General features: G+C 74.2%; 15 protein-coding genes. 9 read left to right on the plus strand and 6 right to left on the minus strand.

Features of this window, described 5'->3' with window-relative positions; all coding sequences use genetic code 11:
* The first annotated feature begins 67 nt into the window (after positions 1-67).
* From ACFU9E_RS20580 to mycP, 4 genes are all read left to right on the plus strand, one after another.
* Positions 68-769: an endonuclease V gene (locus ACFU9E_RS20580; protein WP_380683140.1), complete on the plus strand. Its 702-nt coding sequence runs from the start codon at positions 68-70 to the stop codon at positions 767-769.
* A 93-nt stretch (positions 770-862) separates the two neighbouring features.
* Positions 863-1,315: a hypothetical protein gene (locus ACFU9E_RS20585; protein WP_380683139.1), complete on the plus strand. Its 453-nt coding sequence runs from the start codon at positions 863-865 to the stop codon at positions 1,313-1,315.
* Entirely contained in the window at positions 1,312-2,859 is a 1,548-nt protein-coding gene (locus ACFU9E_RS20590; RefSeq protein WP_380683138.1) for a hypothetical protein, read from the plus strand. Before ACFU9E_RS20585 ends, ACFU9E_RS20590 begins: the two co-directional genes overlap by 4 nt.
* Positions 2,860-2,981: 122 nt before the next feature.
* Positions 2,982-4,223, plus strand: coding sequence for a type VII secretion-associated serine protease mycosin (mycP, locus tag ACFU9E_RS20595; protein WP_380683137.1), 1,242 nt, complete (start codon positions 2,982-2,984; stop codon positions 4,221-4,223).
* Here the strand turns inward: mycP and ACFU9E_RS20600 are convergent.
* On the minus strand, positions 4,214-4,783 hold the full coding sequence (locus tag ACFU9E_RS20600) for a GNAT family N-acetyltransferase (protein WP_380683136.1): 570 nt from the start codon (positions 4,781-4,783) through the stop codon (positions 4,214-4,216). The two genes, mycP and ACFU9E_RS20600, sit on opposite strands and share 10 nt — an antisense overlap.
* A gap of 72 nt (positions 4,784-4,855) precedes the next feature.
* Positions 4,856-5,503, minus strand: a complete 648-nt coding sequence (locus ACFU9E_RS20605; RefSeq protein WP_380683135.1) for an NAD(P)-dependent oxidoreductase — start codon at positions 5,501-5,503, stop codon at positions 4,856-4,858.
* A gap of 124 nt (positions 5,504-5,627) precedes the next feature.
* Between ACFU9E_RS20605 and ACFU9E_RS20610 the strand changes: the two genes are divergently transcribed.
* Together ACFU9E_RS20610 and ACFU9E_RS20615 are read left to right on the plus strand one after the other, a co-directional pair.
* Positions 5,628-6,101, plus strand: a complete 474-nt coding sequence (locus ACFU9E_RS20610) for a winged helix-turn-helix transcriptional regulator (protein WP_380683134.1) — start codon at positions 5,628-5,630, stop codon at positions 6,099-6,101.
* Positions 6,098-6,670: a DinB family protein gene (locus tag ACFU9E_RS20615; protein ID WP_380683133.1), complete on the plus strand. Its 573-nt coding sequence runs from the start codon at positions 6,098-6,100 to the stop codon at positions 6,668-6,670. Before ACFU9E_RS20610 ends, ACFU9E_RS20615 begins: the two co-directional genes overlap by 4 nt.
* A 104-nt stretch (positions 6,671-6,774) precedes the next feature.
* Here the strand turns inward: ACFU9E_RS20615 and ACFU9E_RS20620 are convergent, their stop codons facing one another.
* Complete coding sequence (locus ACFU9E_RS20620; protein WP_380683132.1) at positions 6,775-7,272, minus strand: RNA polymerase sigma factor; 498 nt, start codon at positions 7,270-7,272, stop codon at positions 6,775-6,777.
* A 552-nt stretch (positions 7,273-7,824) separates the two neighbouring features.
* On the minus strand, positions 7,825-8,592 hold the full coding sequence (locus tag ACFU9E_RS20625; protein WP_380683131.1) for a hypothetical protein: 768 nt from the start codon (positions 8,590-8,592) through the stop codon (positions 7,825-7,827).
* 256 nt (positions 8,593-8,848) lie between these two features.
* Here ACFU9E_RS20625 and ACFU9E_RS20630 point away from each other — a divergent pair, with 256 nt between their 5' ends.
* Entirely contained in the window at positions 8,849-9,877 is a 1,029-nt protein-coding gene (locus ACFU9E_RS20630) for a hypothetical protein (RefSeq protein ID WP_380683130.1), read from the plus strand.
* Positions 9,878-9,907: 30 nt separating this feature from the next.
* Here the strand turns inward: ACFU9E_RS20630 and ACFU9E_RS20635 are convergent, their stop codons facing one another.
* Both ACFU9E_RS20635 and ACFU9E_RS20640 read right to left on the minus strand, forming a co-directional pair.
* Positions 9,908-10,498 carry an isochorismatase family protein gene (locus tag ACFU9E_RS20635; protein WP_380683129.1) on the minus strand — a complete coding sequence of 197 codons (591 nt, stop codon included), beginning with the start codon at positions 10,496-10,498 and terminating at the stop codon, positions 9,908-9,910.
* 253 nt (positions 10,499-10,751) lie between these two features.
* A complete protein-coding gene (locus ACFU9E_RS20640) occupies positions 10,752-12,068 on the minus strand; it encodes a nicotinate phosphoribosyltransferase (RefSeq protein WP_380683128.1) in 1,317 nt (438 codons plus the stop codon).
* Positions 12,069-12,268: 200 nt separating this feature from the next.
* On the opposite strand from ACFU9E_RS20640, the gene clpS reads away from it, so the two are divergent.
* Both clpS and ACFU9E_RS20650 read left to right on the plus strand, forming a co-directional pair.
* On the plus strand, positions 12,269-12,562 hold the full coding sequence (gene clpS / locus ACFU9E_RS20645) for an ATP-dependent Clp protease adapter ClpS (protein WP_030308112.1): 294 nt from the start codon (positions 12,269-12,271) through the stop codon (positions 12,560-12,562).
* 88 nt (positions 12,563-12,650) lie between these two features.
* A complete protein-coding gene (locus ACFU9E_RS20650) occupies positions 12,651-13,235 on the plus strand; it encodes a DUF2017 domain-containing protein (RefSeq protein WP_380683127.1) in 585 nt (194 codons plus the stop codon).
* Positions 13,236-13,251: the final 16 nt, after the last annotated feature.

Below are 13,251 nucleotides of genomic sequence, written 5' to 3' on the forward strand. Positions count from 1 at the left end.
CCGCTCGATACGGTGGGCCCGACCGCGCCACCGCTCCGCGCACCGCACCGCACCAGGGGGAACCGCCGTGCCCATCCCTGCCGACTGGCCCACCACCGAGGCCGAGGCGCTCACCGAACAGGAACGCCTGCGCCCGCTCGTCCTTCCGGACGGCGTGGACGGCGCCGGTGACGACCGGTTGATCGCCGGTGTCGACGTCGCCTACGACGACGCCCACGACCTCGTCGTCGCGGCGGCCGTGGTCCTCGACCGCGCCACCCTCGCCGTCGTCGAGGAGACCACCGCCACCGGACGCATCGCCTTCCCCTACGTCCCCGGCCTGCTCGCCTTCCGCGAACTCCCCGCCGTCCTCGACGCCCTCGCCGCCCTCACCCACCGCCCCGGCACCGTCGTCTGCGACGGCTACGGCCTCGCCCACCCGCGCCGCCTCGGCCTCGCCAGCCACCTCGGCGTCCTCACCGGCCTGCGCACCCTCGGCGTCGCCAAGACCCCGTTCACCTTCGACCACCGCGACCCCGGCCCCGCCCGCGGCGACTCGACCCCGCTCACCGACCCGGCCACCGGCGAGGAGGTCGGCCGCGCCCTGCGCACCAGGCCCGGCGTCAAACCCGTGTTCGTCTCCGTCGGCCACCGCATCGGCCTTGCCGAGGCCGTCGAGACCACCCTCGCCCTCACCCCCCGCTACCGCCTCCCCGAGACCACCCGGCACGCCGACTCGCTCTGCCGCCGCGCCCTCGCCGCGGCGAGCCGGACACCGGACGTGAACTGACGACCCACCAGGGGCGGCCCGTGTGTTAGACATGACTCACTCACCAGAACCGTCAACGACACACCGGCCGGACGCACGGGGGAGGCGCCGCACGTGGCAACGGGGAACGGAACGGGATCGACCGGCGGGGCGGGACGCGGCTACCGCGTCGAGGTCGAGCAGCTGCGCGCCTTCGCGGCCCAAGTGCGGCTGCTGCTCCACGAGTTCCAGCGCCATGCCGACGGCACCGCGACGCACGGCCGCAGCGGCATCGGCTCCAGCGCGCTCGGCACCTTCGCGGAGGCCACCGAGCTGCACGGCCGCTACCAGACCATGCGTGACGGCCTGCGCGACGTCCTCAACCAGCTCCAGGAAGCCGTCGACGAGGCCCAGAAGAAGGCCGAACTGACCGCGACCAACTACGAGGAGCAGGAACACCGGACGAAGAAGAAGCTGAAACTCGGGGACGACGGCTGGTCGGTGGCCAACCCGTCCGCCACCAGCACCGCCGCCTACGCCTGGACCGTCGCCCCGGCCCAGCACGACGACGGGAAGGGCGTCCGGTGAGCTACACCGACTTCAGCAAGTACAGCCACGCGGAACTCCGCCGGATGGTCCAGGCCCTCAACCCCGGCGAGGTGATGTCCGCCGCCGACCCCTGGCGCCGCGCCGCCGACACCCTCAAGGCCATCCGCGCGACCCTCACCCGTGCCAGCACCGAGGCCGCCACCTCCTGGGAAGGCAGCACCAGCGACGCCTTCCACGCCCGCATGCTCCAGCTCGCCACCACCATCAACACCACCGCGTCCTACGCCAACGACGCGGCGATCACCCTCAAGGCGATCTCCGAGGCCATCGACAAGGCCAAGCGCGACATGCCCGAGGAGCCCAGCGGCTGGGAGCAGTTCAAGGACGGCGTCGGCGACACCGTCTCCTCCCTCTTCGGCGCCGACGACGAGGACTCCCGCACCGCCGTCGCAAGCCAGAAGAAGGCCGAGGCCGCCACCGTCCTGCAGACGCTCGCCATGCACTACCGGACGGCCACCCCGATGCTTAAGCCTCCGCCGCCTCCGCCTCCACCGGGTAAGGGGGGCGGAAAGATCGACTACTCGGATCTCCCGGAGGACGACGCGGGCGCGACCGGCTATGCCGCCGTCGGCGGCTTTCTCAGTGGTGCCAGCATCGGCAACGCCGGTGTGGGCGCGGCGACGCCCGTGGTCCGCTCGCGCGAGGGCGCGGTAGTGGATCCTCGGACCGGCGGTGCTGTGCGCTCGAACCCGCAGGGGACAAGCCTGTCGTTCTCGAAGGCGCCACCGGCTCCCTCCGACCCTGGCGTCAAGGGAGGGGTCGCTACGCCGTCGCCCAAAGCCACGCCGGCCAAGTTCGGCGCCGGGACCGTTGTGGACGGCACAGGCGCCCTGCCGGCGCCGGCGGCGTCCGGTGGGCAGTCGCCCTCCGGGGGAGGCGGCACGTCGATCCTCGGTTCGCCGGGGAACGGTGGAAGCCAGTCCCTGCCCCACAGCCCCGTTGCACAGCCCGTCGCGCCGCAGAGTGGCCATGGGGGAGGGGCACCCAACCCGGGCGGGATCCCGCAGCCCTTCGGTGCTGCCGTAAGGCAGGGGCAGGGGCCGGTCCCCGAGCAGAACCGGCAGGTCGGCCCCGAGGCCCTGCGCAGTGGCCGTGAAGGGGCGCCGGGTCGGACCGGGGCCGGACGCAGCGGTGCGATCTTCGGCGCCGAGGGCATGCCGGGCGTGAGTGGTGGCGGGAGCACCGGCGGCGCGGGTTCGACCCGGGGCAGGGGCGCCGTCGATGGCACGGCCGGTCGAGCCGGCGGCACGGTGGTCGGCGTGGGGGACCACTCCGGCAAGAGCGGTAGCGGCAAGCAGGCCTTCACTGAGGGCGGCTCAGGCGTGGGAGCGCGCGGGAGGATCCGGGCGGAGGCCGGTGCGGGTGCGGGCAGCTCGCTGACACAGGCGCCCATGGTGCCGCTCGGCGGCGCCGAGCGCGGTAGGAAGGACGACGAGAAGAGGAAGCGTCGTCCTGACTACCTCGTCGAGGACGAGGAGACCTGGATGTCGGACGACCCGGTCAATCCGAACGTGGTGGAATGACGCCCGGCCCTCGGGCCCGGGCCGATCGATCGGTTGCCCTGTGGCCAGCGGCCACAGGGCAACCTCTGCGCTGAGTGGGGTGGCGGGACTTGAGGAGCTGGCGTCTGAGTCGCGGCGCGGCCATGCTGCTGGCGGGCGGACTGTTGGCGACTGTGGTCGCGGGGCCCGCCCACGCCGACAGCGTGCGCGATGCGCAGTGGCCGCTCGCGACGTACCAGGCGGAGTCGGCGGTTTGGCCGGTCTCCCAGGGGGAGGGCGTCACAGTCGCCGTCATTGACAGCGGCGTGCTGAAGGACCATCAGGACCTGACTGGGCAGGTGCTGACCGGGGCGGATTTCACCGGACAGAATACCGACGGTACGGAGGACGCAGGCGGCCATGGCACTGGCATGGCAAGCCTCATCGCCGGTCACGGCCATGGAGCCGGAGCCGGCATCATGGGCCTGGCCCCGAAGGTCAAGATCCTTCCGATCCGGGTCATGCTGGAGCAATCACTACTGCCGCAGTCGGACGTCGCCAGAGCGATCCGCTACGCCGTCGATCACGGTGCGAAGGTCGTCAACATGTCGATCGGTGGACCCTCCGGAGCTGACCCCGAGGAGCGCGCGGCGGTCAAGTATGCGCTCGACAAGGACGTGGTTCTCGTAGCGAGCACGGGAAACGACGGTGACAAGCAGGGGGCCGTGGACTATCCGGCGGCCTTTCCCGGGGTCGTGGCGGTCGGCGCGGTGGACCGGAACGGGCTGATCTGGAGCAAGTCGAGCTTCGGCCCCGAGACCACTCTGGTGGCGCCGGGTGCGGAGGTTCCGCATGCGATCGCCAAATCGACGAGCGCGCATGGCATGGGCAATGGCACCTCGGCCGCCACCGCCTACGTCTCCGCCACCGCCGCGCTGATCCGGGCGAAGTACCCGGAGCTCTCCGCCGGGCAGGTCATCAACCGGATGATCAAGAGCGCCGCACCGCCCGCCGACGGCTCGGCGGTGCCGAATGCGCGGTACGGGTACGGGGTGCTGTCGCCGGCGAAGGCGTTGGAGGCGAACCCGGCGGTGGACGGGGGGCCGCGGGACAACCCGCTGGCCGGACGGGCGGAAGCTCAGGCTGCTCCGACCGTGCCGCCGGCCGAGGAGGAGTGGCAGTCCCCGCCGCCGGTGACGGTGCCGGCGAACCAGGAGAACAGCGGCGTGAAGTGGGTGCTGATCGGCACGGCCGGGCTCGCGGGAGTGGTGCTGCTGGGGGTCGTGGTGACGGTGCTGCTGGTGGTGCGGGGGCGTCGTCGGCGGGAGCGGGAGGCTGCCGCCGCCGCTGCGGCGGCGTACCAGGGGTATCCGCCGCAGCAGCAGTGGCCGCCGTATCAGGGGTGAGCGGCGAGCCACTCGGGGCGTAGCGCGGCCATCCGCAGGACGTCGTGGTACTCGCCGGCCCAGTGGTGCGCCTGGCGGGCGCGGCCCTCGTGCTGGAAACCGGCCTTCTCGTAGGCGCGGGCGGCGCGCGGGTTGTAGGCGAAGACCTCCAGGTGGACGCGGTGGAGGCGGACGGTCGCGAAGGCGTGGCGAAGGAGCAGCAGGGTGGCCTCGGTACCGGCGCCGCGGCCGGTGCTGTCGGGCGTGAGGGCGATCCGGTACCCGGCCGAGGCGCTGTCGGGGTCGAGGTCGTTGAGGGCGAGTTCGCCGAGGAAGCGGCCGGTGGCGCGGTCCTCGACGGCGAGGTCGAGTCGGTCGGGCCGGTCGGGGCGGGTGGTGCACCAGTCGCGGATCTCGTCGTGGGTGAAGGCCTGGCGGGTCCCGGTGAGGCGGTTGGTCTCCTCGTCGGAGGTGAACCGCCACATCGGGTCGGTGTGCCGGGCGCTCAGCGGGACGAGGGTGACGGTGGCTCCGGGCAGGGTCGGCTTGTGCGCGAGTGCGCCGGGGTCGAAGGTCGGCATGGTGGCCAGGGTGGACCGGAACGATCTGCTCCGCCAGTGAATTCGCCGGCCCGGAGGGTCACCGCCGAGGTGTCACTCGGCGACGGCGATCTGCTCGCGGTGGCGCGGGTCCGGGCCGGTGAGCTGGTCGGTGACGGCGGCGGCGAGGTCGGCCTGGGCGATTCGCTCGCCGAGGACCTGCGGCCCGCCGGTCCGGTAGCGGCCGGTGCCGGGGGCGGTGCGGTCGAGGTCGAGGGGCGGGGTGACGACGACCCAGTCGAAGGTGGTGGGGGAGTCCCGGAGCAGGTCGAGGGCGGCGGCGTGGCCGAGGGAGAAGGCGCGGTGGGCCGCGGGGAAGCCGGGGTCGTCGTGCAGGGCGACGCCGGGGGCGGTCTCCAGGGTGGTGGCGATGCCGACGTGGACGAGCCGGCGGACGCCCGCGGTGCCGAGGCCGGCGACCAGGGCGCGGATGGCGGCGGGGTAGAAGTCGACGGAGGGGACGTCGGGGGTGTGGACGGTGCTGACGGCGCCAGCGTGGCCACGGGCGGCGTCGGCGACGGCGTCGGGGTCGGTGACGTCGCAGGCGGCGAGGGTGACCCCCGGGCCGGCCAGATCGGCGTGCCGTTCGGGGGTGCGGACGGCGGCGGTGACGGTCAGTCCGCGCCGGCGGGCCTCGGCGACCACGGCGCGGCCGACCTGGCCGCCTGCGCCGAACACGATGACATCGGTGGTGGGGTTCACGGCGGTCTCCGTCCGTCCGGGCGGGGGCGCTGATCGCCGCCCGCCGACGCCGTGACGGTAGAACGGGGGGTGCCGGTTACTTCAACGGTACCGGCGGGCACACCCGTTCGGTTACCTTCGGGGCATGACTCGGACCGTGCCCGCACCGCTGCCGCCGGACTTCTTCGACCCGAACTGCCCGGTGCGGCGGGTTCCCGTGCTGGGGAGCCGGAAGTGGGCGTGGAAGATCGTGCGCTGCCTGGAGGGCGGCCCGCGCCGGTTCTCGGAGCTGCGGGTGCCGCTGGTGGGGATCACGGCGAAGGTGCTGGCCGAGTCGCTGCGGTCAATGGAGTACGACGGCGTTGTCAGCCGGACGGAGTACGCGGAGAACCCGCCTCGGGTCGAGTACGCGTTGACGCCGCTCGGCCGGACGCTGCTGGGGCCGATGGACGCGGTGTGCGACTGGAGCCGCGCCAACCTGTCCGAACTGCTCGCCGCGCGCGAGGCCGCCGAAGCCGTTGAGGTCGCGGAGGGCGGCGGGGCTGGCAGGATTTCGGCGACCGCTGGCGCTGACGCCGCTGGTGGGGGCGGTCAGGGCGCGGCCATCCTGGAGCCATGACCACTTCCGAGGACAGCGGCGGCCTGACCGGCGACGACGCGATCGTGCCCGACACCAAGGACTGGACGTGGGTGCTGGAGCGCCCCTGCCCGGACTGCGGGCTGGACGCCGGCGCGGTCGGCCGGGAGCGGGTGGCCGGGATGATCCGGGCCAACGCGGCGGGCTGGGCGGGGGTGCTGGCCGGTGAGCCGGAGGCGCTGCGCCGCCGTCCGCGTCCGGAGACCTGGTCGAACCTCGAATACGCGTGCCACGTCCGGGACGTCTTCCGGCTGTTCCACGTCCGGCTGAACCTGATGCTGGACCAGGACGACCCGCTGTTCGCCAACTGGGACCAGGACGGGACGGCCGTCGCCGAGCGGTACGGCGAGCAGCGGCCGGACGCGGTGGCGGAGGAGCTGGTGCGGGCCGCGGAGGTGCTGGCGGGGGCGTTCGAGGGGGTGACGGGCGCGCAGTGGGGGCGCACCGGCAACCGCAGCGACGGGGCGCGCTTCACGGTGGAGTCGTTCTCCCGCTACCTGATCCACGATCCGGTCCACCACCTGTACGACGTCACGGGCGAGCGGGTCTGAGCGGGCCTGACCGCACGCGGCCCCGGGCGGCCCCAGGCGGGCCCGAGCGGCGGCGACGGAGCCGGTGAGGGTGGTTCCGGCTCACGGTCGTCCCGCTCCGGGGCTCACCAGCCGGAGGCCTCGCGGAGCATGGTGCGGCGGAGCCGGCCGGCCACGCTGGCGGTGTCGGTGCCGATGACGTCCGCGATCTCCGGCGCGGCGAGGCCGACGACGTAGTGCAGGATGGCGAGGTCGTCGTCGGCGGGCCGGCCGGGGCGGTCCGCCGGACGGTCCGCGGCGCGCTCCTGGACGCGCTCCTCGGCGTCGGGGCGGTCGGAGGGCCGGCCGCTCCGCCGGGTGTGGTCGCCGACGGTGTCGCGCAGGATCTGCCAGGCGTGCGCGGTGGGGTTGGAACTCCCCAGCAACTCGCGCCACTGGACCGCGATTTCGGCGAAGGCCTGCTGGACGGCGCCGGCCGCGCGGTCCGGGTCGGGCAGCCAGACCCGGGCATAGCTGAGGTACCGCGGTCGGTGCAGCTCGCAGAACGCCGCGAACTCCAGCGGTACGGCGGGTTCGCCGGGCCCCTGGGGCGGCTCGGCGGTGCTGTCATGACGTTGGGTCATCTCGGCTTCTCGGCAAGTGAGATGGGCTTCTGACGGTCGATCATCTGTGCTCACTCTACGGTAGGCGCTCGGTGCGCTCGGTTACCAATCGGCTGGATTGCCCGGAAGGCGCCGCCGCGCGGCCGGTTCCGGCGGTGGCCGGGTGGAGGCCGGCGGGCGGTGCGGCGGTGGCGGACGGGCGGGGAGTGGTGCGCAGTGGTGTCAGAGGCGTGGGTGCGGAGCCGTCGTGGCCGGTCAGCGGGGTGGAGCGGCCGGTGGCGGCGGCCGGTCGGTGCGACATCGCAGAGGGTGTGATGTGCCACCGTAGGCGGTCCGGAGGCTCTCGTCCACGTCTGCGGCGCGAAGCCGCGCCCGCACCACCGGGCGCACCACCGTTCACGCGTCGGCCGGGCCGTGCCGGACCGCTCCGGGCTGCGGCGATGCCGCGCGCGGGCCTGGCTCCGGTGGCCCCGGGAGGGGGGTGGGGTGATGGGCCGGCCCCGTCGCACGCATCCCGCGTGCCCGGCCCTTCGACGGTGGATCGCCGTGTACGAGTTAGAAGTTGACGAACGGTCAGGTGGTGCTGCGGCGGCCCTCGGCCGAGCCGACGCGGTCGTCCGGTGCGGCGCCCCGGGCGAGCTGGGCGGGGAACGCCTCGACCGCCCGGCGGCGGGCGAGCCGCGCGGCCGCCGCAGCCGCGGCCCCTGCGGTCCCGGCCGCTTCCGTGGCGGCGGTCAGTCGCTCCCGCTCGTGCTCCCGGCCCCGGGCGTCCGCGGCCCCGTGCTCGGCGGTCGCGTGCTCCACGTCCGCGCGCCCGGCGTCCGGCCGGACCTGCTGGGTCTGCTGGGTCTGCTGGATCTCGTGGGTCTGCTGGGCCTGTTGGGCCTCCTGTTCCTCGTGGGCCGCGTCGTGCGCCACCTCGTGGACGGCTTCCTGGGCGGCTTCGTGGACGGCCTCGCGCGCGGCCTTGGCGGCGGCCCGCAGCCGGGCGGCTCCGGCGCCCCGCCGGGCCCGCCCGTCGGCGGTGCGCGCCGCGTGTTCCTCGGCCGCCTGTCTAGCCGCCAGGTAGGCCTGGACGGCTGCCATCCCGTAGACGGGCTGGATCAGCTGGTGGCCCTTGAAGAAGGGGCGGGCGGGGGCGAATCCGGCGGCGACCACGAGGTCGCGGATCTCCGCTATCTCCGCTTCGCTGCGCGCGGTGAAGCGGACCTCCCAGCCCTTCTTGTAGGTATGGCCCTGTGCGCCGCTACGGCGGGCCGGGTCCGGCCGGCGGACGTATCCGGGCAGGCGTCCGAGCCGGAGCTGGGCCGCGCGGAGGCCGGCGGTCTCGTCACGTGACATGTACTAAGGGTAGGCAATCCGGCGGGCTGGAGTGACGCCCGGAGGTGACTTCGCCGTATGTGCTTGATCACGCAGGGTCAGACGGCCTGGTGGCTGATCGATGATGATCGAGTATGACAACCAGATGATCACCCATTCCTCCGAATGGGTGAGGGTATGAGGACTTTAGTGCAGCCTGATCCCGGTTTCGCGACGGTTGAGTAACAGTGCGTCAGGCGGCCGGGACTCGCTCCCGGGCGTTGGGGATGGTGTCGGCATGAACTACCGGATTCCCATGCCGCCGCCGTCCCTGGAGGAACTGGCGCGCCGTCAGCAGAACGTCCTCACCGCCGGCCAGCTGCGCGCCCGGGGTGTGCCGGCCCGGATCATCAGCGAGCACTGCCGCCGCGGCGGCCCCTGGCGGCGGCTGCTGCCCCGGGTCTACCTGCTGCAGTCCGGCGACCCCTCGCCGGAGCAGCGGATGTGGGCGGCGCTGCTGTACGCGGCGCAGAACGGCCGGGAGGAGGGGCGCCGCGAGGGGGCGGCGATCACCGGTGCGGCCGCGCTCGCGCTGTACGGCTTCGCCGCGGTGCCCCGGCTGCCCGCCCTGACCGGGGTGGACGTGCTGGTGCCCCGCCAGCGGCGGCTGAAGGACGCCGGTGAGGTGCGGATCCGGCGCACCGGGCGGGAGTTGGTGGCGCGCTCGGTGCACGGGCTGGCCTGCGCCCCGGTGGCCCGGGCGGTCGCCGACGCGCTGGGCGAGTGGATGTCCGGCGAGCGACCCGGCGGGGGAGCGGGCCGGCCGGTGCCGGTCCGGGAGGTGCTCCACGAGGCCGTGCGCCGGCCCGAGCTGCGCTGCCCGGTGCAGGAGCTGGCCGCCGAGCTGGCGGAGTGCGGGCTGGTCGCCGACCCGCTGGTGCGGGCGGTGCTGGACGGTCTGCTGGCCGCCGAGCGGGACCGGGTGCTGGTGCTCGTCGGCGAGCTGGCCGACGAGTGGCTGCTGCCCGCCCCGCTGACCGGCCCGGAGCTGCGGATGCGCGGCGGCACGTACGTCGCCGTTCCGGACCTCTACTGGCCGGAGGCGGGCGTCGCGGTCGAGGTCGACTCGGAGGCGCGCCGCCTCGGCGAGGGCGAGGCGGCCTGGGTGCGCGGCGGCCGGGACCGGATGGAGTACCTGGGGGTGCGGGTGGTGTACGTCTGCGCCGCGCGGCTGGCCGAGGACCCGGACGCGGTCGGCGCCGAGCTGCGCGAGGCGTTCCGCCAGGGCGGCACCGACGTGGTGGAGCTGACGGTCACCGAGCACTGACCGCCCGCCCGGCCGTCGCCGGAGCGGGGCTCAGCCCCCGACGACCGGCGTGCCGACCAGCTCCACCCCGGCCGCCCGCAGCTCGTCCAGCGCGGCGGCGGTGGTGGGCGCGGCCACGCCGGCGGTCAGGTCGAGCAGCACCCGGGTGGTGAACCCGGCCCGCACCGCGTCCAGCGCGGTGGCCCTGACGCAGTGGTCGGTGGCCAGGCCGACCACGTCCACCTCGGTGACCTGCCGCTCGCGCAGCCACTCGGCCGGTCCGCGGCTGTTCTCGTCCACGCCCTCGAAGCCGCTGTACGCCGCCGCGTAGGCGCCCTTGTCGAAGACCGCCTCGATCGCGCCGGAGGTGACGGACGGGGCGAAGTTGGGGTGGAAGCCGACCCCCTCGGTGCCCGCCACGCAGTGCGCCGGCCAGCTGTGCACGTAGTCGGGCTCGTCGGAGAAGTGGTCGCCCGGGTCGATGTGGTTGTCGCGGGTGGCGAGGATGTGCCGGTAGCCGGGCGAGGACTCGGCGATGAGGTCGGTGATCGCGGCGGCCACCTCGGCCCCGCCGGCGACGGCCAGGCTGCCGCCCTCGCAGAAGTCGTTCTGCACGTCGACGACGATCAGTGCCCGGTGCATGGCTGGCATTCCTCGGTCCGGTGGGGTCCTGCGGAGGACTGGTGGCGGGGACGTGAGGGGGCCTCACGGTCCGTACGGGGGAACTCTACGTTCGACTGTAGGCAGTGGCATCCGGGGGCGGAAGGCCCGGGCCCGGTCCGGACCTTCCGCCGTCCACGGAGCGTCCACGAAGCGTCCCCGGGCCGCCGGGCGGCGCCCGTAGGAGCTCCCGGGCCGCTGCCCGGCCGCCCGGCAAGCGCCCGCGGGGCGGGCGTCACACGTGCAGTTCGGTCGCCAGCACCGGGTCGCCCTTGGAGAGCTGGGTGGCCGACAGCGGCAGGGCCGCGCGGGCCCGGACGTGCCGCTCGCGCGCGGCCTCCAGGGTCTCCCGGCCGACCACCTCGCCGGCCTTGATCAGCGGCACCTGCACCAGGTGCGGCGCCAGGGCGTCCGGGACGGGGCCGGTGCCGACCACCTCGGCCTCCGCGATGCCGTCCGCGTCCGGCCGGCGGGCCGCCCACTTGCGCCCGCCGATGCTGGTCTTGCCGCCGGCCGCGCGCTTGGCGACCGGGACCAGCGGGCCGTCCGGCCCGGCGGCGCGGGCGACCAGCTTGTAGACCATCGCGCAGGTCGGCTGCCCGCTGCCGGTGACCAGGCTGGTGCCCACGCCGTAGCCGTCCACCGGGGCGGCGGCCAGCGCGGCGATCGCGTACTCGTCGAGGTCGGAGGTGACGATGATCCGGGTGCCGGTGGCGCCGAGCTCGTCGAGCTGGCGGCGGACCCGGTGGGCGAGCAGCGTGAGGTCGCCGGAGTCGATCCGGACGGCGCCCAGCTCGGCGCCGGCCACCTCGACCGCGGTGTGCACGGCCTCGCGCAGGTCGAAGGTGTCGACCAGCAGGGTGGTGCCCCGGCCCATCGAGTCGATCTGCGCCCGGAAGGCGTCCCGCTCGCTGTCGTGGACGAGGGTGAAGGCGTGCGCGGCGGTCCCGGTGGTCGGGATGCCGTAGGTGAAGCCGGCCTCCAGGTCGGAGGTGGCGGCGAAGCCGGCCACGTACGCGGCGCGGGCGGCGGCGACGGCGGCCCGCTCGTGCGCGCGCCGGGCGCCCATCTCGATCACCGGGCGCCCGCCGGCCGCGGAGGTCATCCGGGAGGCCGCGGCGGCGATCGCCGAGTCGTAGTTGAGGATCGAGAGGATCACCGTCTCCAGGATCACCGCCTCGGCGAAGCTGCCCTCGACGGTCAGCAGCGGCGAGCCGGGGAAGTAGACCTCGCCCTCGGGGTAGCCGTGGATGTCACCGGTGAACCGGTAGTCGGCGAGGAAGCGCAGGGTGTCCTCGTCGACCACCCGCTGGTCGGCGAGCCAGTCCAGCTGGGCGGAGGTGAAGCGGAAGTTCTCCACCGCGTCCAGGACCCGGCCGGTGCCGGCCAGCACGCCGTAGCGCCGGCCGGCGGGCAGGCGGCGGGTGAACACCTCGAAGACGGAGCGGCGGTGCGCGGCCCCGCTGCGCAGGGCGGCCTGCAGCATGGTGAGCTCGTAGCGATCGGTGAGCAGCGCGGTCGAGCCGGCCGCGGGCACGGGAGTGGCGTCCATGCGGATGATGCTACTACCCCTTAGCGTCAATGTGACGATTTCTCGGCGCGGAGATCCTTCCAGCGCGTCGCGCCCCCGGGGCGGAATCGCCCGCCGGTCCCCCGGATGGCAGCATGGGGCAGGAGGGGCACGTGGAAGCCACGTGACGGCCGGGTGGGAGCCACCCGGGAACCGAACTGAGCGGCAGGAGGGATCCGGCGGTGAGTGTCGCGCCCGTGGAGATCGAGCGCCCGGAGGTCGAGGGCGTACCGGTGACGGAGCCGGACACCCCGTGGGTCACCATCGTCCACAACGATCCGGTCAACCTGATGAGCTACGTCCAGTACGTCTTCCAGGCCTACTTCGGCTATCCGAAGGACAAGGCCCGGAAGCTGATGATGGAGGTGCACACCAAGGGCCGGGCGGTGGTCTCCAGCGGCTCGCGCGAGGAGATGGAGCGCGACGTGCAGGCGATGCACGGCTACGGCCTCTGGGCGACCCTGCAGCACGACTGACCGCACGATCCGACCGCACGACCGGCCGTACCGGTGGCCGTGCGGCCGTGGACCACTGGAACCGACGAGGACGGGCTGACCGATACCGATGGCTGGGTTGTTCGAGAGTGCCGGCGCCGGGGGCGCGGTGCTCGCGCTGGACGAGCTGGAGGCCTCCATCCTGCGCTCGCTGGAAGTGCAGATGCTGGAGCTGATCGGCCCCGGCCCGGGCGGCGACGGGGACGGGGCCGGCGACCCCCTGGCGGCGCTGTTCGCCGAGGGGCCGACCGAGGCGCCCGACGATCCGGCGCTGGCCCGGCTCTTCCCGGACGCCTACGGGGATCCGGACGGGCCGGCCGACCCGCGGTCCGCCGAGGCCTCCGGGGAGTTCCGCCGCTACACCGAGCTGGACCTGCGGGCCCGCAAGCGGGACGACGCGCTGCACGTCGTCCGGGCGCTGGACGGCCTGGGCGGCGAGGGGGGCCTGGTCAGCCTGGACGCCCCCGCGTGCCTGCGCTGGCTGGGCGCGCTCAACGACCTGCGGCTGGCCCTGGGTGTGCGGCTGGAGGTCACCGAGGACGACGAGCAGGGCCTGTACGACCTGCCGGACGCCGACGACCGCAAGCCGCTGGTGATGGCCTACCTGTGGCTCGGTGCGCTGCAGGAGTCGCTGCTGGAGGCGGTCGCCGACTGACGCCCGGGAGGCGCCC

Origin of the sequence: Kitasatospora sp. NPDC057595 (assembly GCF_042800875.1) — a bacterium.
Lineage (GTDB): Bacteria > Actinomycetota > Actinomycetes > Streptomycetales > Streptomycetaceae > Kitasatospora.

What these genes read in the sequence shown, in the direction of transcription:
- ACFU9E_RS20615 (WP_380683133.1), top strand. Translation starts at nt 6,098, where the DNA reads ATGACCACTTCCGAGGACAGCGGCGGCCTGACCGGCGACGACGCGATC.
- ACFU9E_RS20640 (WP_380683128.1), bottom strand. Translation starts at nt 12,068, where the DNA reads ATGGACGCCACTCCCGTGCCCGCGGCCGGCTCGACCGCGCTGCTCACC.
- ACFU9E_RS20625 (WP_380683131.1), bottom strand. Translation starts at nt 8,592, where the DNA reads ATGTCACGTGACGAGACCGCCGGCCTCCGCGCGGCCCAGCTCCGGCTC.
- ACFU9E_RS20610 (WP_380683134.1), top strand. Translation starts at nt 5,628, where the DNA reads ATGACTCGGACCGTGCCCGCACCGCTGCCGCCGGACTTCTTCGACCCG.
- ACFU9E_RS20630 (WP_380683130.1), top strand. Translation starts at nt 8,849, where the DNA reads ATGAACTACCGGATTCCCATGCCGCCGCCGTCCCTGGAGGAACTGGCG.
- ACFU9E_RS20635 (WP_380683129.1), bottom strand. Translation starts at nt 10,498, where the DNA reads ATGCACCGGGCACTGATCGTCGTCGACGTGCAGAACGACTTCTGCGAG.
- ACFU9E_RS20620 (WP_380683132.1), bottom strand. Translation starts at nt 7,272, where the DNA reads ATGACCCAACGTCATGACAGCACCGCCGAGCCGCCCCAGGGGCCCGGC.
- ACFU9E_RS20600 (WP_380683136.1), bottom strand. Translation starts at nt 4,783, where the DNA reads ATGCCGACCTTCGACCCCGGCGCACTCGCGCACAAGCCGACCCTGCCC.
- ACFU9E_RS20650 (WP_380683127.1), top strand. Translation starts at nt 12,651, where the DNA reads ATGGCTGGGTTGTTCGAGAGTGCCGGCGCCGGGGGCGCGGTGCTCGCG.
- mycP (WP_380683137.1), top strand. Translation starts at nt 2,982, where the DNA reads ATGCTGCTGGCGGGCGGACTGTTGGCGACTGTGGTCGCGGGGCCCGCC.